Source organism: Roseburia faecis, from assembly GCF_001406815.1.
Classification (GTDB): domain Bacteria; phylum Bacillota; class Clostridia; order Lachnospirales; family Lachnospiraceae; genus Roseburia; species Roseburia faecis.
In genome coordinates, this window is the sequence record NZ_CVRR01000013.1 from 1 (window position 1) to 24,105 (window position 24,105).

Sequence of the window (24,105 nt, forward strand, 5' to 3'; positions counted from 1 at the left end):
GGTGTAAATGAAGGGGCAGTTCTCTGCAATGTCAAAACTGCTTTTTCGTTTACCCCATCATCGATTGTAACCTAAAGAATTTTCAATTCATGATTTGTTGCTATTTGTAGTGTGAGAACCCAGATGTTTCTTTTATCATCCTTTTGGATAGATACACCATTCACATAGTTGCTGCCTTTCAAATTATCGATTTCATAGGGAGTCCATGTTTTACCGGCATCATTTGTAATATACGCATAAGTATCCTCGCCGTGGTAACTTGTGAGAATCATTCCGTTTGATTTATTTCTAAAAGCCATATCTGCCGGATAATTCCGTATATCAGTTGACAGGTCTTTTACAGGTGTGTAAGTGTGACCGCTATCTTTTGTTGTCCATAACATTTTACCCATTATTCCGGCACCCGGATCAGAACAATACAGGAGATATCCATGTCTGGCATCCGTAAAACTTATGTATACAGCATTTGGTCCGCCATAGGATTCATAAGATAATGAAGAAAGTTTTTCTACTTTTCCACTGTTTGTGCAACAAATTACGGAAATTTTATTGTCAGTGGAAAAGTATGCAACGTATACCAGATCTTTGCCACAAAGTCAAGTGATGAATTTATAGAAATAATTTGTTTTTAATAATCGCTCTCCAGAAATATATTATGTATAGGCTGTACACGTCATGTATAATTAACAAAATTACAGCTGTTTAACTCAAATATATAAGCATTTTCGATAGTCATAATTGACTAAGTAGCACAAATATGGTATTATTTTAACAACAATTAATTATGGGGATTTTTTATAAAAATGAGAAGGAGGTCACAACTTTATGAAAAGAATGATAAGCACTTTAATGGCGACTATATTGTTAGCATTGTCTTTTGCTGTTCCGGTATTTGCCCAAGAATCTTCCGATAACAGTGTTCTAATAGACTCGTTATTAGAAGAACGTGCAGCACTTATCTGTTTGGAAAAATGGAACGAAGTAGATTCTCTTGACCAACAGTTAGAAAGTTTAGGTGTTGAAAAACTTACTGCCGCAGAGGTAGATGAACGCTTTGGCAGTATAAATGGTGCCACACCATATGTATCAAAGCCAGCTTCCACAAATGTAACTTGGCTATCAAGCCGAACCAATTATACATATAAAGGTGTTACATATGAAATTCAAACACTAACAGCTCAGCCGAACCAGAATAATTCTAACTTAAAAAATAGTGGAAGCCGTTCCATTGCATCAAGCTATAAGTGGAAAGTCGGTTCCATGAATGCTCTTTCGGTTGTAGGCTCCTCTCTTGCAGGAGAAATTCCAGGTGCATCTTTGGCTTTGTCGGTATATGATACCATAAGCGGCTTTGTAAGTGGAATTTCTAAGACAACTGAAATATCTTCGGCCGAAATTGTGTATTCATATGCGCATATAACTACGGCATCCTTTAAATATGTAAAAATCAAGGGACAGTCAGATGACTATCAAAATTTAACTTATATTTCTACTAAAGGTACGACTGCTGTTGGCTATCAGTATCCTACCTTTACATATTCTGGTGGTTCTGTAAAACCTAATGTTATTCAAGGTAATCGTACAATAACCTCTACTCCTAGTGGGTATAACAGTAATGTTAATGCTGTAAAAGCATACTCTGACCCATATGCTGCACGAAGATCATATGTGGGAAGTGTAAAAATTACTGGACTTGAAAGTAAATCTGTTTCTTCAATTTATCCGGTTTGCCCTGAATTTCCGGCACATATTTATTAAAGGATGATTGAGAAATATGAAAAAGAGAAAAATTATAGGTAATACATTGATAGTAGTTGGGCTATTGCTTTTGACAACTACACTTTTAACAGATATTGTCGTTCCACTATTGTCAATAGCAGGAGTTATTATAACTTGCATCGGGTTTATATATTTTTTAATTTTTTGGCGATGTCCATTTTGTCGAAAGCATTTACCATTTCACGGAATGATTGGTATGGTAAATTGTCCATATTGCGGTAACAAAATAGATTCCTAAATTTAAAATGGAAATATTCCCCATAATTATGATTAGTATGTGAAAAATCAAGAAACTCCAGATTGAAGTCATAAATCACGACGTCAATCTGGAGTTTTATCTTTAATTACATACTCTTTTTACTTGAATTTTGTTCAAAGTCATTCCAAGGCTATCGCTACTTCCCCAACAAAGTTATAAACTATCTTAACTTCCTGCACTTTCTGACCGTCAATCTTTTTGACCTCACCCACCAGAATCTTATGGATAAGTCGGTGAAGCACCACCGGACTACGCGATCAAACTTTCTGCAAAGAATTTTGCATTTGAAGATCGTAAAAAAATTGTGCCATTATATGCAGCGTTTTGTATCTGATATGCAATTATTATGAAAAAATGATAAAAATTATGTCGCTTTCTGTACAGAATTTTGCACCTTGTTCCAACTTTTCCATAGATCATTGGATGTATAAATTACGATTTTCAATTCATGATTTGTTGCTATTTGTAGTGTGAGAACCCAGATGTTTCTTTTATCATCCTTTTGGATAGATACACCATTCACATGGTTGCTGCCTTTCAAATTATCAATTTCATAGGGAATCCATGTTTTACCGGCATTATTTGTAATATACGCATAATTATTCTCACCGTGGTAACTTGTGAGAATAATTTTATTGCCAAATGTGATTTTGTTGCCGGATGCGCTCCAAATATCAGATGCATAATTTTTAAATTTTTTTGCTTCCGAAACTTGGGATTCTGTATTTTCTTTCACATTACCACATGAGGAAAGGAAACAAACGCATATACATAATAGGAACATTAATATGGCAGATTTATAATGAAATTTACCATGCCCCAATAGAAGGAATGGATGTTACCACATCTTTATCAAATAAAATTCCCCCTACTGTAATTTGAGATTGTTGTTTTATATTATAATCTGAAAAGGTTGTCCCATATCCTCAGTTAGATTTCGGTTAAAAAACCTGATATCGTTGGTTAAGATGCCGGCGCAGTCTTTTCAAGTACAACTTAAAAAAAGGATCATTGTTTAGAAGTAAATATAATCATTCTTGTCCACATATTTACCACAATGTGGACAATATCGATTACAACCTGTTTTAAGAAAACTACCACAATGAGGACATCTTCTGAACACAGCAATAAAAATTATCGTTCCAACAAGTTCCACTAACCCGGCTCCTAATATTATCAATCCTATCATAGTTCCTGTGCAAATACCTATGATCACAAGAAGTAAACCTATGACCGTAAATATAACGGATAATCTTGTCACAATTTTAAGTGGAATACGGTGCATTTCAATCATCTCCATTCTTTCAATTCTGTGGTGTATATCCTTTATAGAACCATTTGTTTAAGCAGAAAAATTCAAAATTAAATCCGTGATATCAGAAATTGTATCTGATAAAGTGCCATTAATAGTGTATGACTTGGTATCCTGATAGATAGTTAATTGACGACATAATATTTTTTAAAAAATATATTTAATTCCATACTAGTATATTTGTATAGAAAAAGCAATAGAATTGGTGCAATTGGTGTGAACTGCAAAATATTGGCTTTAAACGACAGAACAAAAAGAGAGGGAAGAACAGCATTTTTATGTATATATGATATAATGAAAGCAGTATATTAGAAAAATGGTGAAAATAAATATGAGTATTCCCTTTATGGTTATATTTGTGTGTGCATGGTATTTTAAAATGTTGATCCCAATGTTGATTTGGTGTGTGATGTTTTTAATGCTTCGGAATTATATTGGAGGATATCATGCAAAAACGCATTTCCGATGTATTTTGTATAGCAGTGTTTATGGAGTTATAGCAATGTATGGAATAATCTGGTTGGCGGTTGTTCACCTGACAGTAAAATTGATTGTATGTGGAGGTCTGTTATTGATTAATATTTTTACAGGACCTGTCATTCATGATGAAAACTTGAAAGGTTATAAGAGAAACTATTGTAAAATCGGTGTTGGTGTATTAGCAGGTGGAGTAGTTTGCGCAGTATTTTTAAACCTTGGCAATACAAAATTAGGGAATGCTGTTTTTATGGGGATAATTTCTGCCGAGTTTTTATATGGAATAGATTTGTTAATAAATGGGAAAAAGATAAAGCTGTATAATGAGATGAATTAGGAGAAAAATGAGAATGAAAAAATATCTTGGAACAATTTTTTTAATATTTGGTTTTTTGGAAATTATAGTATTGAGTGCAATTTCAACTTTTGACAGGGTAATGTATGAAGATACAAATCATTTTATTGGATTTATAAATAATTATGGGTTGTGGCCATTTCTAATAGGTTCTGTAATAGTACTATTTTGCGGAGTGGTTTTGATAGTGTTAGAATATAGTAAAAGATAGTGAAATAAAGGATATTTTATCAAATGCCAGAAGTGTCAGTTAAGATAAAGAGTTTATTTTGATTGACATTCTGGCATTTAAAATTAAGGTATTTAAGTATGTAATTACAAAGTTTTTACGGTATATCCGTAATTTTTTAATTGTTCATAGACCTGACTATTTTGGGGAGCATAGATAATTCCGGTAAAATTTCCAAAAGAATCTTTTTCAATTGTGCAATTTCCGTTTTCTATCGAAATTGATGTTAAAGAAGGATTATCATAAAAAGCCATATGACCAATTTTATTGACAGAAGCTGGAATGTATACTGTTTTGATAGCCTCGCACCATGAAAAACATCCTTCTTCAATTTCGCAGACTTTATAACCAGCAAGTTCATTGGGAATACGCAGATCTACAGGTGTCGAATTGCTTGGTAGATAGGAAACAAGATCTGCATAATTTTGCGCACGAATTCTGTAATTATAATTTTCAGCGTTTTGAAGCGGATCGTTGGTAGTCATTTCATTTTTTGAAACAGAAAAAGACTGCGGAAAATAAAATTTTAACAATTGATTGCAACCACAAGAGAGTAAGATCATGCCAATAATAAGAATAGAAAATATCCAAAAAACGATGCGATGATTAATTTTTATCATAAAGGTTTCCTTCTTTCATTTCAAGAATCTGGTCACAGAGACTGGTAATATTCTGATGATCATGTGTGGCGATTATAATACAGGACTTCTTCTTTTTTAAATCTTCCAGAATGGCTTTCAGACACCCAATGGTATCTGTATCCAGCGCATTGGTTGGTTCGTCTAAAAGAAGTAATTGTGGGGTTTCAAAAATTGCCTGCGCAATATTAAGCTTTTGTTTCATCCCCAGAGAGAATTTTTTTACTTTTTCATTGCTTTCAAGGTTTATTTTCCGGAGTGCGTCCTGAATGTCGGAAGTGGTGGCATAATGGTTGATTTTATTTAATTCTTCCAGATTTTCGAATGCAGTTAACTGGGGTTGTAATTCCATGTTTTCTATAATTAGTCCCATATGGTCAGGAAAAGAGATTTCTTTATGTAACGTTTTCCCATTAATTATGATTGAGCCGGAAGTCGGGAAAACCAGACCGGATATGATACGGAGTAACATTGTTTTTCCGGAACCGTTGATGCCATAAATACCGTAAATTTTTCCGGCCTCAAAAGTGTAAGAAATATCATTTAGTACGGTTTTCTTTTTAAATTTTTTTGAGATGTGTTCTAATTGAATCATACAAAGTCCTTTCTTTTTATTTGTAAATAAAGTAAAAAATACAGCATCATGATAAAAATGATTTTGATTGCAGGTGTGCAATACCATGGAAATATAAGGTAAGCAATTTTGCGGAATGGATGGGCGAAAACCATACATTCGGATATCAGGCAATAAATCGAGAGAAATAAAATGGTGGTCGTTTCAGATACACATAAGCGGAGTAAAAGAACCCACTGAAACAACAGATACAGGTTTAAAAAAGTACCAAATAAATGCATTATGATGGTCACGCTATTTTGCATAAAACATTCAAAATATAATAATACATTCCCACAAAAATATATAGAGCAAGTAATAAAAACTAATATAATACCGGAAAGATGTAATTTATTGATTAAAATATTCCGTGATTTTAAGCGAGGAATAATAAAACTCCCGTAATCATACAAAAAATCGGTATCATAAACAGAAAAATATAAAATTGCACTTATAGGAAGAAGCCATTGGGCACAAACATCTAAAAAGGATGTGGGGTGTGATGGCAGTTGGTAAGCAAACATAAATGCAGTGTCTGGTAAAATACTGATATATTTAAAATGTAATAATTGTAAAATAAAAAACGGCAAAAGAAATCGAATACAATTTTTAAGTGCTTTCATTCATAAAACTCCTTCTTCTTATTTGTTTGCAAATATACCAGATACAAAAGAAGGGCAAGAAATGTAAGCCGAAGCAAGTCATAAAAGCATACAATAACAGACTGGTGGTGCGCCATATAGTGAATGGCTACCAGGCAATTCCGAAGAGGAAGGAAATAACTGTTGCTTATTTTGTAAAGAAAAATCTGCGTGCAGCATAAAAGACATACTCCAAGTGAAGCGTACAGGGTAGGAATGTAGTTGTTTAATATTTGCTGAATGCAAAAGATTCCCATACAATACAAAAAATCTGCAATCCACTGAAAGAAAAAAATATAAAAAATGGGAAAAAAATTCAAATAACGAAATCCGATCTGTGTAAACAGATAGATTCCTCCCGAAAGTATGTGAAGGGCAGCAAATAGCAAAGTAAAACAAAGCACTGTCTGGTATTGGCAGCGGAAATACTGGTATCGTGTCTGGTATCTGCAGACAAAGCAGCTAGTTTGCGGAGCCATCATCTGGGGAAGATAAACCAGATATACAAAAGGAATAATAATTGCATAAGCATGCAAAAAGTAAAAATCACCTGAGAAAAAGGAGACCAGATAAGAAGAAAATGTAATCAGGTTTTTATGATACATATGACCTGATTTCGCATATACAAGAGCCACTGTGACATAAAAAAACAAAAAAGTAAAAACTGTTGTGATACATTTCTTATTCATAGATACTCCTTCTGGTCAGAATACAGATGTATAGGATTGCTGGCACGAAAAATAATAAAAGTCCTGAAGCTGTTTCTGTAAGGGTAGAATTAATTTGAAACGGCTGGAAAATTAAAAGCAGGGAGCCGGGTTTTAAAATTTCAATCAGCCAGAAAAATATACTTACAAAATATACCGTTTTTCGGTTGCGGAAATAAAAGGATGTTGCACAACAAAACATACCCATAATGCCATAGATAATACATGTGATCAGAATATGTACAAAATTGTTTAACAAAGGATGGTTAGTCCAAAACATTGTAAAAACGTTTAAAGCAGAAATTTCAGATGGATTGTATTTCCCACCACGAAACATCAAGTGAACACAGAGTAGATTCAGGGAAAGAGAAAGAAAAACCAATACGGATAGCAATATAAAATTTTTTATAAGAAGACGGTAAAGCATTTTTCTCTTTCCAATCCGGCTGATCAGGATATTATCATAACCCCGTTCCTGATCCATCAAACAATCATTGGAGGAAATTACCAGACAGTACAATGGAATCAGCCATAAGTAAAGACCTTGAAAGATATGTCCGATACCAACGCTGTTTCCGCATAAAAAGAAAGCACAATCTGGCTGATAGGCATAGTTTCCCTGAATAATCTGATATATGTACCACCAGGATTCCAGAAATGGAAGAATAAAAATCCATAGCAAAACCATAACGGTGGATAAAGTGCTGAGATTTCGTTTGATTAAAAATTGTAACATAGGTGCTCCTTTTCCTTTCCCCGAAAGATATGATATTCTTTATATTTCAATCCTTTCGTAAGGCTGATTGGTTTTTTAGGTTCATACATAAGGCTAAGACAGTTTGTAGTTGCTTTTTTGGGGCAACTTTACAAATTACATCTTTCACAATTCCTATAGTATTTTTTTCTCTTTTTATCATCGTTTTTCGTTCGTGTAAATTGTTAATTGGAAATATAATATATTCCAGAATATATTAAATTTTACAATAGCATATTTATATAAAAAAACAATAGAATTGGCGCGAAATACAAAATATTGGCTTTAAACGACATTGAAATTAAGGATTCAATTTCCTTTTTATTCTGCATTTATGGTACAATTGTAGTCAGGTGGAGGTGCTGACTTTGTGGAATATATGGGAATTTCTTATTATTTTATTTGAATCATTTTTGTTTTTCTTATTTATGAATAGAAAGCTGGATCCCAAAAAGAGAATTTTTAAATGGCAATGGTGTGCATGGTTACTGTTTTCTATCATTTTATTTTTTTTAAATCAGATGAAAGTATCAATATTTTATACTGTGTTTTACGGTATAATAGTGCATTTTTTAATTACAATGATTTTTACAAATTCTTCTCTTTTTTCACAGTTTTTTTATGTTATATTGTATTCGATCTATGCGTTGCTTGCAGATGTAGTGTCTGCAATGCTTCCAGTGGTTCTTTTTCACGAAAATATCAATCGCGTTTTATCGGGAGGCTGGGTTCGGGCGGTTTTTACATTGGTTTACCTGATCCTGCTTGGGTTGTTGATCGGATTGACGATAATGATTGGAAAACAAAATATCTGCCTGCAGACAAAGGAAAAGCTGATTTTTATAGGAATTGCGTTGTTGTGTGTGGCAATCGAGCAAATAGACATGATTGCTGTAGTAAGAGCATTACAGCAATCCCGGGATAACGATTTTTTCATGCTTGTGACAATTTTTGTCTTTGTGTTATTCCTGTTTATGATTATGCTGTTATTTATTTATAATCTGGGTGTGGAAAGAGAAAAAAATAATAAACTGCTGGAAGAGAATCTGCTGTCACATATGGAATCACAGCAGTACGAGCAGATTCTTGCTTCGGTCAAAGAGCTGCGTATAATGAAGCATGATGTAAAAAACCATCTGGATGTGTTGCAGACGCTTTTGGAAGGGAACCATACCGGACAGGCTGTTGACTATATGAGGCAGATCACAGCAGACCTGAACAAGGTGCATTATACGCTTTCCAGTGGAAATACAACGGTTGACTGTATCGTCAGCAATAAGCAAAGCATGGCGGAAAATGTTGGGATTCTTACAGAAAATATCATATATTTACCCGAAGAGATTCCATTAAGTGATGTAGAGATTTGTTCCTTGCTGGGGAATCTCTACGATAATGCAATTGAGGGATGCATGCGGGCAGAAAGTAAGAGAATTTGGTTGTATATGAAGCCATTTCATAATATGCTGTCAATAAAAATTGTCAATACTTCGGATGGGGGTTACAGATCTGATTCTGAGAATGAATTATTGAGCACAAAAGCAGGGAAAGGCAATCAAAATGGAATGGAACATGGAATTGGATTGAAGCGAATACGGGAAATTGTAGAGAGACATTTCGGAATCATGGAAATATTGCCGGAAAAAGAAATGTTCTCCGTAAATATTTTGATTCCGTTGCATCAGGGAGAGCAGCAGACATGAATTTGAAAATTGCAGTTTTGGAAGATAAAGAAAACGATTACCGCATATTGGAGTCGGCTCTGAAAATTTGGAGTGAGGGTAGCGGAAACCGAATCGAATTATTCTGGTATCAGACCGGAAATGAAATGCTAAAGTCTTTTGAACAGGATGGTTTTGATATTTTGTTTTCAGATATTGAATTAGAAGAAAACGAAATAGGACTTACATTTTGTGGAAGATTGAGGGAACTGGGATATTCTGGAGAGATTATTTTTCTTACAGCTTTTCGGGAGTATGTCTTTCGTGGTTATGATGTGAGGGCACTTCATTATCTGTTAAAACCAATCACACAGGAAACCTTATCCGGATGCATGGACAAATATCTTACAATCCATGCAGGTGATTTTTATTACTTCCATAAAGAAAATGATATTGTTAAAATCCGATATTATGATATGATTTTGATTCGGAAGGAAAAACATGATGCGGTAATTCAAATGAAAAATATGGCATATGCGGAGAGAGTTTCCCTTGGGGAGATGGAGAAACGATTGCCTCCGCAATTTGTTCGTTGTCATAAATCATATATTATAAATATCATGTATGTGGATTCTATAGTTGGAAGCCTGATTTACATGGCGGATGGAACGCAGATTGTGGCAGGACGAAAATATCTGGCAGATGTAAGAAAAGAACTGCTTGCGTTTGCACAGAAATAAAATTTAATAATATAATGTTTGGAGCCGGTAGTTATATTACTGCAAGTACATAAGATGACAGAAGTGTTATTAATGTAATTTTACTTTAGGTTTCGGGATAACCTGCCGATACATGTTATAGCGTAAAATGTAATGGTACGGAGGCAATACATGCAGGTTGAGCAGAAAAATATATGGGAAGATGTAACGCGGAATGCAAAACGTGATAACAGTAACAGGGCAATTGCGGCTTATCAGGCAAATATGCCGGATGCCGGAGCGGTTGCAGCTTTTGGCGGACAGGAAGCCTATGTGCAGCAGAAAACTGCGGTGTCCGAGGCTGGAAATATCGATATGGCAACGTATTCCAACCCGGCAAAGCAGGGGCAGGAAGAAAAGACAGTAGCGGAAAAAATTGCAGGGCAGGAGATTTCTTCGGGACAGGCGCGCAGCAACGAAATCGCTGTAGTGGCAAATACCACTTCCACAGAAGATTTAAAGAAGATGGAAGAGGACGGATTTTCCATTTCCGATGCAGACAGCCATACCATTATTACCGTGACGGACAAGATTAAAGCAGCTCTGGCAAAAGCCGGAGTGGATGTGTCTTCCATGGGCGGAACACTCACAAAGGAACAGTTAGAGGAGATCACCGGAAGTCCGGTTGTGACGCAGCAGATCATGGACTCTCTTGCGGCAAACGACCTGCCGGCGACGGAGGAAAATGTGCAGGACAGTGCGGAGGCACTAGCACAGGCTGCCTCGATTCCGGAGATCACGAAACAGGCGATGAGTTATCTTCTGAAAAATGATATGGAGCCGACCATCCGCAATCTGTATTTGTCCAATTACAGCAGCAGCGCAGAAAATATTGTGGAGCCGGAGCAGAGCGGAATTGATTTTGAGTCCCTGATGCCGCAGATTCGTGAGATTATTGCAGAAGCAGGCCTTTCCGATGACGAACATGCGGTGGACAACAGCAAGTGGCTGGTGGCAAACCAGATTCCCCTTACACCGGAAAATCTGCAGTATCTGACAGATCTGCAGGGATTATCGGACGATCTGCAGACCGATCATATAGACTGGGACCAGATCGTGGATTCCATGGCGAAGGCAATTGCGGCAGGAAAACGTCCGGCAGATGCTTCCATGATTACTGCACGCAGACAGATGGAGGAAGCACGTCTGGTAATGACCAGTGAGGCATCCATGGCGATGGAAAAAGCAGGCGTAGAGATGGATCTGACACCGCTGGCGGATCTGGTCGAGGATTTAAAATCCCAGGAGAGAGAATACTATAAAGACCTGCTTGCCGGTGCCGGAGTTGAGCCAAGTGAAAAAAATGTGGATCTTATGGCAGAAACCATGGATGTGTTTGCCGAACTGAAACAGCAGCCGGCATATGTAATCGGGCAGGTGGATGCGGATGATTCCGTTCAGGAGATTCATGATGCCGGAGCGCAGATGCAGCGCGCATTTGCACAGGCAAATGAAAGTTATGAAACACTGATGACTGCTCCGCGCAGTGACATGGGGGATTCCATAAAAAAAGCATTTTCCAATGTGGACGATATTTTACAGGATCTGCAGCTGGATACAAGTGAAACAAACCGCCGTGCAGTGCGGATACTGGCTTATAACAATACCGAAATTACACCGGAAAATATTATGGAAGTAAAAGCACTGGATGAGCAGATGCAGCGTGCGTTTTCTAATATGAAACCGGCAGTAACGCTGGAAATGATCCGCCGTGGGGAAAATCCACTGGATATGACTATGGAGCAGCTGAATCAGGCGGCACAGGAGATTCAGCAGGAGAACGGAACACAGGAGCAGGAACGGTTTAGCAAATATCTGTGGAAACTGGAGCAGAATCATGAGATTTCTGAGGAAGAGCGCAGCAGTTATATTGGTATTTACCGTCTGATCGCACAGGTGGAAAAAGGAGATGGGGCAGCACTTGGATTTCTGATGAATCAGGGATCGGACGTGACGATGCGAAACCTTTTGCGTGCTGTGCGTTCAGAAAAAAAGAGTGGTCTGGATTATCAGGTGGACGATGATTTTGACGGAGTTGACAGCACAGCAGAAGGTCCGAAAATTGACGAGCAGATCTCGGCTGCGTTCCAGCAGAATTGTCTGCGCGATGTGATGGAACATATTTCACCGGAAAAACTTTCCCGTCTGGGAGAAGAAAAGTGGCAGAATATGTCTCCGGAACAACTGGCAGAGGCACTCCGGCAGATGGATGAATCCGTTGGGGAACAGGAAGCGGAAAAAAGCTATCGGCAGGAACAGCTTGCGCAGTATCAGCAGCTTGCAGAAACACCGGAAGACGTATATACCTATCTGGAGCGGTATGATATTCCAAACAGTATGGTAAATGTCATGGCAGCATCGGAAATGCTGCGCAAACCAAACCGGATGATGGAGAGGTTGTTTCAGCAAGATCATGTTTCCAAAGATTCCATGACAGAGATTGCAGAGATGAAAGAGCAGGTACTTGAACAGTTTTCAAAAGCCCTTGAGAATCCTTCGGATCTTGCAGATGCCATGGAGACGCTTGCGGATGTGGCAGAGCATGTGATGGATACGATGATCGTAGAAGATCCGGATGTCCGCACGATTGATATCCGGGAAATGCGCCAGATGACCGCACAGTTTCAGATTGGTGCGAAACAATCGCAGGAAGAATGTTATGTGATTCCGATGCAGACAGGAGATTCTGTCACCGGGGTTTCTTTAAAAATCGTAAGAGGAAAAAAGAAAAAGGGTCTTGTGGATATTTTTCTGGATGGAGAAAAGGCAGGAAAGATTACGGCATCTTTTCAGGTAAAATCAGACCGTATTTCTGGAACAATTGTGACAAGCGAGGAAGAGACCGCAAAACAGATCGAAGAACACCTGCAGGAACTGCAGGATGCCATGCAGGAACCGGCAGATATCCATGTTGCATATACACCGGATCTTTCTTTGTCGCAGTTTGAGATGTCCGGAATCCGGAGGGAAAGTGAAATGAAAGAGCAGGGAGAACTGGAGGAAGACCGTTCCAATCAGGTACAGACAACGAGGTTGTATCATACAGCGGAAGTTTTTATTAATTCCATAAAATCCCTTTTGACAAAAACAAAAGATCTGTAGTAGGATAGTGCGGAAACCAGATTACAGGTGGTTTCACGATAAGAATGAAAATATACAGGATCTGGAAGGAGAATGGAGAATGAAAAAGAAAATTGTGGCAATGATACTGGTGCTTGCCTGTGTGACAGGAATATATGCACCGGAAAATGCATGGGAAGCACCGGTGACGGTAGAAGCATCCACGCAGAAAGGGAAGAAAACCCCATCCATACAAAAAGTATACAATGCTGTAAAGAAAGCGTATGGGGATGATTATATCCCAAGTGAAAAAGTATCAAAGAAAGAATTGAAGGAGCGCTACGGAATTTCTTCCAAATGGTACAGTGCTGCAATTGCGGAGGTGCCGATGATCAGTGCAAATGCAGACACACTGGTTATTGTAAAAGCAAAGAATGCAGCTTCCAAAAAGAAAATCCGGTCGGCATTAAAAAAATACAGGGAGGAACTGATACAGGATACCTGTCAGTACCCGATGAACCAGTTAAAGATTCAGGCTTCCAAAGTTTATGTAAAAGGAAACTATGTATGCTTTATCATGCTTGGGACAATCAGCAACAAGCAGGAGGAACAGTCCGAGGACAAAGTGATTGCTGCATATAAAAAGCAGAATGAAAAGGCCGTAAAAGCCATCAGTAAACTGTACAAATAGAGAAAATTATGATACGGATATTCAAACGGCTGCCGGGTGTGATTTTTATGGTGCTTCTCCTCGGTCTGGCAGGAAAAGAAGCACTGTCGCATCAGAGAACCTATTCTCCGGTTGAAAAAAGAGAACTTCAGACACGCCCGGAAATAAGTATAACGAAAGTTCTGGATGGAAGATTCCAGAAAAAATATGAATCGTATCTGCGGGATCAGTTTCCCGGAAGGGATCATTGGGTTTCGTTCCAGACAGACATGGAATTGTTTATGGGCAAAAATGAAATTCATAATGTTTACATCGGAAAGAACCATTACCTTTTGGAACACTATACAGAAAAAGAGTTTGATCCGCAGCAGATTTCCAAAAATCTGCAGGCTCTGGAGAAGTTTGTCGGAAAAGCAAAACAGAACGCGGATGTCCATGTGATGATGGTGCCGACAAAGTCGTGGATACTCCGGGAAAAACTTCCGGCATTTGCCCCTCATTATAAGGAGCAGAAGTTTTATGATGCATTGCAGCAGAAATTGGAAAAAGAGGATGTACTGATTTCCGTGGAGCCCGTACTGGATGCACATAAAGAGGAAGAAATTTATTACCGGACAGACCATCACTGGACGACGCTGGGAGCATGGTATGCCTATGAACAATACACAAAGGCGGTTGGTGGAGATCTTCAGAGGGCACAGGGGAAAAAGAAGTTCCGTTGCATCAGTAAAGATTTCTATGGAACAACTTATGCAAAAATAAATTATGCCAGACAGGCAGACAAAATTGAGATTTATGAGCCGGCGGATAAACTGCGTGTTGTTTATAATATGGGAGAAAAGAAGACAAAGACACTGTATGATGTTTCCTTCCTGAAAACAGCAGACCAGTACAGCGTTTTTACCGGTGGGAATCAGGCAGTGCTTGAGATTACCGGGGGAATAAAGAACGGAAAAACGCTGCTTTTGATCAAGGATTCTTTTGCGAACAGTATCCTTCCTTTTCTGGCAGAAGATTATGAAAAACTTGTCGTTGTGGATCTTCGCCAGCTGAATGTAAGCGGAGACCGGCTTTTGGAAATGTTTTCACCTACCGATATACTGATTCTTTACAACAGTGCACAGTTTGCACAGGATAAAGAGTTTGAGATCAAGTGTAACTAGTATATCGTTTCGTAAAGAAACGGATTAGGTGGCAGTATCCGGTACGTCTTTTCCGCTTTCCAGATAGGTTATGGCACCAAGGTAAACGGCTCGTGCCAGTTTTTCCTGATAGGCATCTGTGACCAGCAGAGCTGCTTCCGTTTCATTGCTCAGAAACCCACATTCGACAATTATGATCGGTGTGGGTGTTTTTTTTAATATGTAGTAGTCGTTGTTGGATTTACAAACCCTTGGCTTTGGAGGATTAAGGCTGTTGTTTAGGGTATCCTGCATTACTGAGGCAATTGCAGAACTTTCCGCAGACTGTTCGAAGTAAAACACCTGTGGACCGGAGACAGAGGCATCCGGAAAACTGTTCTGATGGATGCTGATGGTCATAACCGGATTGGTATCTGTGATCAGTTTTACGCGGTTTCGCAGATCTTCTACTTTTACACTGCGCGAGTTTTCATCTGCAGGAACGGTATCATCACTTCGCGTGAGTACAACCTTATATCCTTTGTTTTCAAACAGGGTTTTGAGTTTTAGCACAATAGACAGGTTGATGTCTTTTTCCAGAGCATCGTTACAGCCAACTTTTCCAGGATCGCTTCCTCCATGTCCGGCATCAAGAACGATACAGGTTTTGGAGGAAGCCGCATGTCTGGAAGATGTCAGTGCAGCTGATGCACGCGCAAGTAAGAAAGCACTTATAAACAGACAGGCAACCATAAGAATTTCAAATTTCTTTTTCATAGAACCTGCTTTATGGAATTATTTATTCCTATATATATGCAGGTAAGTCAGTGGATATACCTGGTAACGGTATCCCAGATATCACTCGTTTCAAATCCGAGTTTCCAGAAGGATGCACCGGCAAGCTTCTTTTCTTCAACCAGTTTCAACCGGCATTCTGCGGAGGCGGAGTCTTCCAGCCATACCTTATAGGTGGTGTCATTATCTGTAAATTCCGAATAGTTCTGTCCACAGTCATCCTGCCATGTTTTGGTTGCACCATGTGTGGCGAGAAAATCGTTTGCAGCTTTCATGCCATAAATTTTTGAGGGAATTTTGGCACCGGCTGCTGTGTCATCGGAACTGCTCTCGGATGGGATTTCCCATACACGCGTATAAAATGGCATTCCAAGAATTACCTGATCGGCAGGAACCTCTTTTAAAGTATCGCTTACACCCTGGGTTACCCAGCTTAAAGAGGCAACAGACCCGGCTTCGGGGCTTCCGGCATAATGTTCATCGTATCCCATAATCACAACATAATCTGCAAAATTTGCCTGTTCTTTTCGGTTATAAAAGGAAGTATGTGACATCGGAACGTAATTGTCTACAGAAAGAACAACCCCATTGTTTTTGCATTTGATGGAAAGCTCCCGGATGAATTCAATAAATGCATCCCCGACTTTCTCCCCGTTCATACTTTCAAAGTCTACGTTGATTCCATCCAGATTGTATTGAATCGCCATGGAAACAATCTGGTTTACCAGATTCTGTCTCTTAGAGGTATGGGTCAGGACTTCTGTTGTATCGACATTTTTATTTTCCAGATTGCTGACAAGCGCCCAGACTTCAATCCCCTGGTTATGACAGTAATTTACATAATTCAGGCTTGCCAGGTTGGCAATGTTTCCATTGTTGTCATTCAGATAAAACCAGGTAGGAGAGAGTACATTGATTCCTCTGGTATTGGCAAGGACAGAGGAAACCGCGTTATTTGCAGACTGGTTTGTAACCTGATGCCAGGCCATACAGATATTGTAATCTTTCTTTATATGTGCAAAGGTATCCGGAGTGAAATCGCTTTTTCTTGTTTTTTCTTTGACGGAGGAAAGCATACGTTTCTGCATGTATCCAATAATACCGTCGTCTGTCATTACTTTGTCCCAGTTGTCGCCCTGTTCGATCACGGTGACTTCCTCTTTGGAAGAAACTTTTTTCAGAATCGGGCTTTTGATGCCTCCTCTTACGCGCAGGGAGGCATTTTTTTTGGCAGTGGCAGTCTGGTATTTTCCCCACTGGCTGGTAATAATGATCCGGTGAGGATCTTTTACATGTTTGTATTTAAAATCAGAATATTCTTTCACAAAATCCAGATCAATATATGCAGTATCAGAGTTTATGGTAACAATTTTACGACCGTAATCTGCGGAAGATTTTGTAACCATATAACTGGTCTGCTCTGCCTGTGCCGAGATCAGATTTTGTGTTGTTGCATAGAGAAGAATATTCTCGTTATTGTCCCAGTAAAAACGTGAATTTAAATTGTCATGGACAAAATCATAATCAATATAAATATGACCGTCAATGACCCTGGCTTTGGAAGAGGTTACTTCATTATTTAAAACAATGGCAACCTCATCGGAATTTGTCAGATGATAATAAGTGGTTAAATCTTCGTGTTCCTTACTCGGTGTGTATTTGCGGATCAGGGCGAAGACTACGATCGCTGCAGCAATGACAAGTGCCAGTGCAAGCACAGCGAAAATGGAATGAGATTTTTTCTTCATGAGCCGTCCTTCCTTTGTCTGTTGGCAAATTATATATTTATTCCGATTATAGCATTGTGCCTGTACAGATTCAAATGGAATCAGATAAAATTAAGAAATAGAAGTTGTTTGAATTTTTTCGGGAGGGCAGTTGTGTCTGTGGATCTGCCCTCCCATTTGTCTTTTTTCAGTTTATTTTGTGCGTGACGGAGTTGCATTGAGACTCATTTCACACCCATAATAATAGCCCATTTGTTATTTTATTTTTTTTAATGGATCGTTTTAAAAAGTAACGATCAGACTTTCATATACTTCTGGTCTGAATTCAATGACCAGCTGATTGTCAGTAGATAAATTTAATGTGATAACTGTTTTCCTTTCCATATTTGTTCAAAGAATCCAAAATCATGAGAGGACACTTGAAACGGGTTTTCGAGAAAGGGAACCGGAATCACACGGATTCCATAGGACGTTTCGACTCTTTTTCGGTCTTTTTTGAGGTTTCCCATACTCATAAAACGGACATTTGTTTTATAATCCTTTCCTAAATTTGTTTTTTTCAGTTCCTCAATAAATTGTAAGAGCTGCCGATCCTTCCAAATACTCACATTTGTCAGTACAATACAGTAATCACAGCGGACAAATTCCGGAAATGAGTATGGAGTCAGAACCCCGAAATCCAGAATTTTATACTTGTGTTGCAGATGTAACTGTTCCCGCAGCTGCCGGAGTGTAATCTCCGGATAGTAGCTGACACCATTGCAGCGAAAAGGAATGGTTGGGTCCTTTTTCGAAGAAAGCGCAGCGATTTCATGACTGGAATTGACTTCCAGGTATGCGGTGCGGGCCAGAAATCTGCTATGTAAAAAGTTGCAAAGCGAAATACTAAAGTGTGTTACACCGGAATTTACTGTTGTACCGCAGACTCCTATGGTTGCAGGAGCCGGAATAAATGGTTTATGAAACGTAAAAATAGGCGATTCCGTCCTTTCTCAGGTTGTTGCAGCCAGTGAACAAAATCCAGCTTTTCTTTGTCTGCACGAAAGATGTCCGTATTAAACGGATAAGAATAGACCGGCTGTGAAAATGTTCTGGCAAAATAAATGGCAGAATTGTGGTCGCACAGATTCGCAACAACATGCAGGCGGTTACCAAAATTTTGTAAAAGAAAGTCTTTGGACTTTGCATCGTCCTGATGCCACAATGCTCCTCCACACACATAGATAATATGATCCGCCGTTGCAAGGCAGGAGGAAGAAAAATCACATCCGTAATCATTTACCATGATTTGTGCGACAGGCTCCGGGATTTCGATGCCACTGTCATATTTTGGAAATCCTGTAAAATTGCGATAAAAGAAACAACCGTTTTTTTCCCACACATGTTTCAGCTGGGCAACCGTCTTGCGCAGATCGTTTGACCAGTTTTTTTCCTGATAAACCGCCGAAATGCCAAGGTAGTTAAGTGTTGTCACCAGTGCGATTGCTATGTGTGTTGCACCACAGCCGCTGTGACTTCCAACGACTGCAATTGTCTGCCTGAGATGCGTTCTTCCCGTAGTTTCAATTACTTCTTTTAATGCAGAGTACAGAGCCTGCGGTGATTCATAGCGCAGGTCGGGATCTGCTGAAATTGCTTTCTGAATTTTGGGATAAATAGATCGGTTGGTGGCTGCATCCAGATATGGCATCATGTATTCCATGATTTTTCCAATGCTGTAGATATCGGATCTCAGGGTTACCGGTTTTCCTGAGATAAGTTCCGGAGCAGAAAAATCCACGTTTCCGAAATGGTTGAAGTCTTTTCCAGAAATGGCAGCAAAAGATGCGACACTGAAGTCAATCAATTTAAGCTGTGTTCCACATACTATAATATGTTCCGGCTTAAGATCCTGATAAAGAATCGGAGAAGGCCGTAATGTATGCAGATATGCAAAAATGTCACAAAGCTGCTCACAAAAATATAAAAACTGGTTCTGGGATATTGACTGTTGATGAAGCAAAAATTCTTCTAAAGAGTCACCCTGAATATATTCTTCCACAAGATAGTAGAATGATTCATCTTCTTCAAAATCATAAATTGTGGGAATTCCGGGATGCTGAACAGACTTTAGAATCTGTGCTTCGGATATTGCGAAGAGCGGTTGTGCCGAAGTATTTTTGGGGAATCGCTTCATTGCACGGTACTGCTCTAAAGATTGCTGTCTGACAAGAAAGACACTTCCGCATTCTCCCTGGCCAAGGGGACGAATCAGCTCGTATCGGTCAGACAATATTAAATTTTTGTTATTCATACGCTCCTTTGGGTCAGAGACGCATCTCATGCATAAACTTATAACACACTTTATTTTGCAATGCAAGTATTTTTTTATAATTTTTTAATCCGTGGTAACTTTACAATGGGAGGGCATTTGATTATAATAAGTGTACCATTTACGGAAAGCGATTTCCAGAGAAGGATGTGATAGAGATGAAAATTGAAAAAGTAAATGAAAATCAGATTCGATGCACATTAACAAAACAGGATCTTGCAGATCGTCAGATTAATCTGCGGGAACTGGCATATGGTTCTGAGAAAGCAAAAGGACTTTTCCATGATATGATACAGCAGGCAAATTATGAGTTTGGATTTGATGTGAGTGACAATCCACTTATGGTAGAGGCAATTCCATTGTCTTCCGAATCCCTGGTTTTGCTGATTACAAAGGTTGAATACCCGGAAGAACTCGATACCCGTTTTTCCCAGTTTACGGAAGCCGGAGATGAGGAACTGTTTTCAAATACGGGAGCAGTCGGAAATGTGGAACGCAAAGGCGCAGATGATATTTTGGAACTTTTCCAGAAAATACGTGAAGCAAAAGCCTCTCCGGAGAGTGAAAATGCACAGCAGACAGAGGCACCGGAAGAAGTACCGGAAGTACCGGCAGATCTGACGAAAATGTTTGAATTTACGACGATAGATCAGGTGGAGCGTCTCGCACATGTACTTGTAAATTATTACAATGGACGAAATGACCTGTTTAAGAACGAGAAGAAAAACCGGTTTTATCTGGTGATCCACAAAGATGACCACACACCGGAAGAGTTTAATAAAGTCTGCAATATTATTTGCGAATATGCACAGCAGAAAAACTATAATCCTGCAGTCGGAGCATATTTTGCGGAGCATGGAAATAAAATTACGGGACCGCAGGCACTGCAGGTGTTTGCATCTCTTTAGAAAATTTAAATCAAAAAGGAGTGCTGAAATTCAGCACTCCTTTTTGATACGTGAAATCTATGCGGTTGCATCATGCTCGATGAAATCGTTGATATCATTTACCAGATCATCCGGGTCGATTCCATGAACCATAGCTGCCTCAGCAATAGTCTCCATCTGGGATGATGGGCAGCCAAGACAATGCATACCAATGTTTAAAAGCATAGGTGCTACGTTCTCATCAATCTGAAGAAGTTCTCCGATCATAGTATCCTTGGTTACTTTAGCCATGGGATAAATCCTCCTTTGCAAATATCGTTTAATGTTGCTATTATAATACGATTTCCCGTTAATTGCAAATTATACTTTTTTTTATTAAAGAATTGACATTTTCGGACGATATATATGTCAGATGAAATGACAGGGAGCGTCAAATCAGAGGGCAGGGATGCTCAAACGTAGCGTATACGGGAAGGAATAAATATGAAAATTAATCGCAATATGTCTGCTGTTGTAGCCAATCGGCAGCTGCTTCGGACAGAAAATAAACTGAGCCTTTCTATGGGGCGTCTTTCCAGCGGATATAAGATCAATAAAGCTGGAGATAATCCGGCGGGAATGGCAATCTCCAGCAAGATGAAAGCACAGATTGATGGTCTGAATCAGGCAGAAGCGAATTCTGATGATGGACAGTCCGTACTCAGAATTGCAGACGGGGCATTAAACGAAGTCAGCAATATGCTGCAGCGTATCCGTGAATTGAGTGTTCAGGCGGCAAATGGAACAAACTCTTATTCGGACCGTCAGAGTATTCAGGACGAGATTGATCAGCTGACACAGGAAGTTGACCGGATTTCCACAGATACAGAGTACAACAAGAAGACGTTGCTTGACGGTTCGGCAAATACACGTGTGTATGTGAGTGGAACACATAAGGATACTACAAAATTTGCACGGAGCGCAACAAGAATTGACTTTTCCGAGGAGGTTCTTCCGGGAGATTATACGGTGGAAGTGAAGACTCCGGCAAAACAGGCAACGTATCAGCTGGATATGTCCGGCCTGATCAATGATCCGAATTTTGACGGAGGTACGGTTTCCATCAATGGAGTAGGAATAGAGTATGAAAAGGGCATGAGTGCGGATGATGTATACAAGCAGCTGATGTCTGTGGCAGATGAGATCGGATGTAAGATTGAAAAGGATCCAAATAATGCAGGAGTTTATAATATTACTGCAGACAACAAAGGATCGGCAGAAGTACTGACTGTCAGTATGTCAGAAGAGATGGCACAAAAAACAGGTCTGTCTAATGACCCGGAAGCTGTTAAGAATGCTGATGACAATAGTTACAAACTTGTGGCAAGCGGAACCGATGCAGAGATAGAACTGAAAGATGGGTTTGGAAGTACAGTAATTACAAATGTCGAGGGAAATCGTGTGAAAATCACGGATAAAGGTGGATTTTCCATGGATTTTCTGCTGAGTGATGACGTACAAAATGGGGATACCCTTACATTTGATGTGACGGATGTTGGTGCGATGACCATCCAGATCGGTGCGAACCAGTATCAGAATATGGATGTACATATTCCGGAAGTTTCCTCGGAGAGTCTGTATCTGGATACGGTAAATGTGGCGGTCAACGGAGGTGCTGACAAAGCCATCAGCACGATGGATGCAGCAATTGCAAAATTAAGTGCTGTCCGCTCCGGAATCGGTGCATATACCAATCGTCTCGAGTATGCAAGCTCCAGTCTTGCAGAGACACAGGAAGATATGACAACCGCATATTCAGGGCTTATGGATACCGATATGGCATCTGAAATGACAGAATATACACAGCAGAATATTCTGGAACAGGCTGCTGTTTCGGTGTTATCACAGGCAAATGATATTCCACAGCAGGTACTGTCTTTGCTGCAGAAATAGGAGTAGCATATGGAAAATGAGCTGAAAAAAGATTTTACGAGACGACTGAGCCAGTGTAATTCCGGTGAGATGATCGTCATCATTTACGATATCTTTTTTGCCTATGTGGATGATATTCGGCAGGCACACTGCAATGGAGATCATGATGGACAGAAGGATGCGATCCGGAATGCACAGAGTGTTCTGGATGAACTGATCGGAAGTCTCAATTTTTCGTATCCGATCTCGCACAACCTGTATAAACTCTATATGTTCTGTAAAAATGAGCTTTCACGGGCGATGTACGAGAATCGGCTGGATGGAGTGCAGGAAGCGGAACATATCATGCACCGGTTGTATACTTCTTTTGTAGAGGCAGCAAAACAGGACAAGAGTGCACCCCTTATGAAAAATACCCAGCAGGTATATGCAGGGATGACTTATGCGCGCGGTGCCGTAAACGAAGATTATATGGATGTGGACAGTCACCGGGGCTTTTTTGTATAAAATTTCCGTAAAATGTGAACGGTCAGGAGGGAAGCGAATAGTTTCCCTCTATTTTTTTTACACATCCCAGAAGAAATTTATAGCGCATCTGTACCGCTTTTGCCTGATAAATGTAATAGTCGATCAAATCCGGATCAACGACATTTTCAAGATTGGCATAGGTATTTTGCAGTTCTGCGGTTGTCTGTTTCAGATTATCGAGAAGTATTGCATAGCCGTCAGGGGGCTGAGGGGTTGTCTTAAACAATTTCATTGGATCACCTGCTTTCTGAAGTCTCTCTTTTACAAGTATAAGCAAAAATGGAAAAGTTATACAAAAAATTTGTAAAAAACTGCTTGACAAATAAAATTGGCATTGTTATAATTCGATTCACAACAAAGGGGTGATGCAAATTGATTTCGATGCAGGGGGCATCGGTTCTGACACTGTATGCAATCCTAATTGTGGCAGTCGTTCAGGATATTACCAGCATGAGGATCAGTAACCGGCTGATTATCATGGGTTTATTTTTATCGATGGCATTCGGTATAGTTTTGGGTGGAATGCCGCGAATCATTCAAGTTCTTTTGAATATTTCTATTCCGGTTATCATGTTATATCTTTTTTATCTCATAGGTGTGTTGGGCGCCGGAGATATCAAACTTTTTTCCGTTATCGGTGGATTTACAAATTTAAAAACATTGACAGACTGTGTGCTGGCAGCATTTGTGGCAGGAGCAGTAATAGCCGTGCTCAAGATGTTGTATATGCGCAATCTTAGAATCAGCCTTTTTAAAGCACAGGTTTTTTTAAGAGAACTGTTTTCGGGGAAATTCTCCTCTTATCGAAATGGCTGGGTTCAGGAGCAGAATCTGATGCATTTTTCTGTTGCGGTTTTACTGGGAATGTTATATGCGCATCGGACAGTATGGCTGTCACTGTTTTGAAAAGAAAGG

The 24,105-nt window shown here is 39.3% G+C and carries 23 protein-coding genes and 1 pseudogene; 12 read left to right on the forward strand and 12 right to left on the reverse strand.

What is annotated here, in order from left to right; genetic code table 11:
• Positions 1–71: 71 nt before the first annotated feature.
• The gene (locus tag M72_RS05960) at positions 72–383 is read right to left on the reverse strand and encodes a beta propeller repeat protein (protein ID WP_206541808.1); all 312 of its coding nucleotides are present in this window, start codon (positions 381–383) and stop codon (positions 72–74) included.
• Between the two features lie 442 nt (positions 384–825).
• Between M72_RS05960 and M72_RS05965 the strand changes: the two genes are divergently transcribed.
• Entirely contained in the window at positions 826–1,758 is a 933-nt protein-coding gene (locus M72_RS05965) for a hypothetical protein (RefSeq protein ID WP_055067553.1), read from the forward strand.
• Positions 1,759–2,157: 399 nt separating this feature from the next.
• On the opposite strand, the pseudogene M72_RS17555 reads toward M72_RS05965, so the two are convergent.
• From M72_RS17555 to M72_RS17320, 3 genes and pseudogenes are all read right to left on the reverse strand, one after another.
• Positions 2,158–2,280: pseudogene (locus M72_RS17555) on the reverse strand (DUF4368 domain-containing protein); the annotation flags it as partial.
• 122 nt (positions 2,281–2,402) lie between these two features.
• Positions 2,403–2,774 carry a hypothetical protein gene (locus M72_RS05970; protein ID WP_055067554.1) on the reverse strand — a complete coding sequence of 124 codons (372 nt, stop codon included), beginning with the start codon at positions 2,772–2,774 and terminating at the stop codon, positions 2,403–2,405.
• 279 nt (positions 2,775–3,053) lie between these two features.
• On the reverse strand, positions 3,054–3,338 hold the full coding sequence (locus M72_RS17320; protein WP_206541809.1) for a hypothetical protein: 285 nt from the start codon (positions 3,336–3,338) through the stop codon (positions 3,054–3,056).
• A 328-nt stretch (positions 3,339–3,666) separates the two neighbouring features.
• On the opposite strand from M72_RS17320, the gene M72_RS05980 reads away from it, so the two are divergent.
• On the forward strand, positions 3,667–4,164 hold the full coding sequence (locus tag M72_RS05980; RefSeq protein WP_055067556.1) for an accessory gene regulator B family protein: 498 nt from the start codon (positions 3,667–3,669) through the stop codon (positions 4,162–4,164).
• Between the two features lie 13 nt (positions 4,165–4,177).
• Positions 4,178–4,393, forward strand: coding sequence for a hypothetical protein (locus M72_RS05985; protein WP_022046543.1), 216 nt, complete (start codon positions 4,178–4,180; stop codon positions 4,391–4,393).
• 104 nt (positions 4,394–4,497) lie between these two features.
• Here M72_RS05985 and M72_RS05990 read toward each other — a convergent pair whose 3' ends face one another.
• The 3 genes from M72_RS05990 to M72_RS06000 are packed head-to-tail and all read right to left on the reverse strand — an operon-like array spanning position 4,498 to position 6,285.
• Positions 4,498–5,031: a leucine-rich repeat protein gene (locus M72_RS05990; protein WP_055067557.1), complete on the reverse strand. Its 534-nt coding sequence runs from the start codon at positions 5,029–5,031 to the stop codon at positions 4,498–4,500.
• Positions 5,018–5,644, reverse strand: coding sequence for an ABC transporter ATP-binding protein (locus tag M72_RS05995; protein ID WP_055067558.1), 627 nt, complete (start codon positions 5,642–5,644; stop codon positions 5,018–5,020). The genes M72_RS05990 and M72_RS05995 overlap by 14 nt, the downstream gene beginning before the upstream one ends.
• Positions 5,641–6,285 carry a DUF2705 family protein gene (locus M72_RS06000; protein ID WP_055067559.1) on the reverse strand — a complete coding sequence of 215 codons (645 nt, stop codon included), beginning with the start codon at positions 6,283–6,285 and terminating at the stop codon, positions 5,641–5,643. The genes M72_RS05995 and M72_RS06000 overlap by 4 nt, the downstream gene beginning before the upstream one ends.
• Positions 6,286–8,345: 2,060 nt before the next feature.
• Between M72_RS06000 and M72_RS06015 the strand changes: the two genes are divergently transcribed.
• The 5 genes from M72_RS06015 to M72_RS06035 all read left to right on the forward strand — a co-directional run bounded on the left by M72_RS06015 (position 8,346) and on the right by M72_RS06035 (position 15,073).
• Positions 8,346–9,464 carry a sensor histidine kinase gene (locus tag M72_RS06015; protein WP_206541810.1) on the forward strand — a complete coding sequence of 373 codons (1,119 nt, stop codon included), beginning with the start codon at positions 8,346–8,348 and terminating at the stop codon, positions 9,462–9,464.
• Positions 9,461–10,162, forward strand: a complete 702-nt coding sequence (locus M72_RS06020) for a LytR/AlgR family response regulator transcription factor (protein ID WP_055067563.1) — start codon at positions 9,461–9,463, stop codon at positions 10,160–10,162. Before M72_RS06015 ends, M72_RS06020 begins: the two co-directional genes overlap by 4 nt.
• 150 nt (positions 10,163–10,312) lie before the next feature.
• A complete protein-coding gene (locus M72_RS06025) occupies positions 10,313–13,282 on the forward strand; it encodes a DUF6240 domain-containing protein (RefSeq protein WP_055067564.1) in 2,970 nt (989 codons plus the stop codon).
• Between the two features lie 79 nt (positions 13,283–13,361).
• The gene (locus M72_RS06030; protein ID WP_022045661.1) at positions 13,362–13,931 is read left to right on the forward strand and encodes a DUF4358 domain-containing protein; all 570 of its coding nucleotides are present in this window, start codon (positions 13,362–13,364) and stop codon (positions 13,929–13,931) included.
• An 8-nt stretch (positions 13,932–13,939) separates the two neighbouring features.
• Complete coding sequence (locus tag M72_RS06035; RefSeq protein WP_055067565.1) at positions 13,940–15,073, forward strand: DHHW family protein; 1,134 nt, start codon at positions 13,940–13,942, stop codon at positions 15,071–15,073.
• 24 nt (positions 15,074–15,097) lie between these two features.
• Here M72_RS06035 and M72_RS06040 read toward each other — a convergent pair whose 3' ends face one another.
• The 3 genes from M72_RS06040 to M72_RS06050 all read right to left on the reverse strand — a co-directional run bounded on the left by M72_RS06040 (position 15,098) and on the right by M72_RS06050 (position 19,846).
• Complete coding sequence (locus tag M72_RS06040; protein WP_055067566.1) at positions 15,098–15,808, reverse strand: N-acetylmuramoyl-L-alanine amidase; 711 nt, start codon at positions 15,806–15,808, stop codon at positions 15,098–15,100.
• 47 nt (positions 15,809–15,855) lie between these two features.
• Complete coding sequence (locus M72_RS06045) at positions 15,856–17,574, reverse strand: glycosyl hydrolase family 18 protein (RefSeq protein ID WP_055067567.1); 1,719 nt, start codon at positions 17,572–17,574, stop codon at positions 15,856–15,858.
• Between the two features lie 907 nt (positions 17,575–18,481).
• Positions 18,482–19,846 (reverse strand): serine/threonine protein kinase, encoded by a 1,365-nt coding sequence (locus M72_RS06050; RefSeq protein WP_055067568.1) that lies wholly within the window; start codon positions 19,844–19,846, stop codon positions 18,482–18,484.
• Positions 19,847–20,022: 176 nt separating this feature from the next.
• On the opposite strand from M72_RS06050, the gene M72_RS06055 reads away from it, so the two are divergent.
• Positions 20,023–20,772 (forward strand): adaptor protein MecA, encoded by a 750-nt coding sequence (locus M72_RS06055; protein ID WP_055067569.1) that lies wholly within the window; start codon positions 20,023–20,025, stop codon positions 20,770–20,772.
• 57 nt (positions 20,773–20,829) lie between these two features.
• Here the strand turns inward: M72_RS06055 and M72_RS06060 are convergent, their stop codons facing one another.
• Positions 20,830–21,042: a DUF1858 domain-containing protein gene (locus M72_RS06060; RefSeq protein ID WP_022045655.1), complete on the reverse strand. Its 213-nt coding sequence runs from the start codon at positions 21,040–21,042 to the stop codon at positions 20,830–20,832.
• Between the two features lie 192 nt (positions 21,043–21,234).
• Between M72_RS06060 and M72_RS06065 the strand changes: the two genes are divergently transcribed.
• Both M72_RS06065 and M72_RS06070 read left to right on the forward strand, forming a co-directional pair.
• Positions 21,235–22,683, forward strand: coding sequence for a flagellin N-terminal helical domain-containing protein (locus tag M72_RS06065; protein ID WP_055067570.1), 1,449 nt, complete (start codon positions 21,235–21,237; stop codon positions 22,681–22,683).
• 9 nt (positions 22,684–22,692) lie between these two features.
• Positions 22,693–23,169, forward strand: a complete 477-nt coding sequence (locus M72_RS06070; RefSeq protein WP_055067571.1) for a flagellar export chaperone FliS — start codon at positions 22,693–22,695, stop codon at positions 23,167–23,169.
• 22 nt (positions 23,170–23,191) lie between these two features.
• Here the strand turns inward: M72_RS06070 and M72_RS06075 are convergent, their stop codons facing one another.
• Entirely contained in the window at positions 23,192–23,422 is a 231-nt protein-coding gene (locus tag M72_RS06075) for a YaaL family protein (RefSeq protein WP_022045652.1), read from the reverse strand.
• A 149-nt stretch (positions 23,423–23,571) separates the two neighbouring features.
• Here M72_RS06075 and M72_RS06080 point away from each other — a divergent pair, with 149 nt between their 5' ends.
• A complete protein-coding gene (locus M72_RS06080; protein ID WP_022045651.1) occupies positions 23,572–24,096 on the forward strand; it encodes an A24 family peptidase in 525 nt (174 codons plus the stop codon).
• Positions 24,097–24,105: the final 9 nt, after the last annotated feature.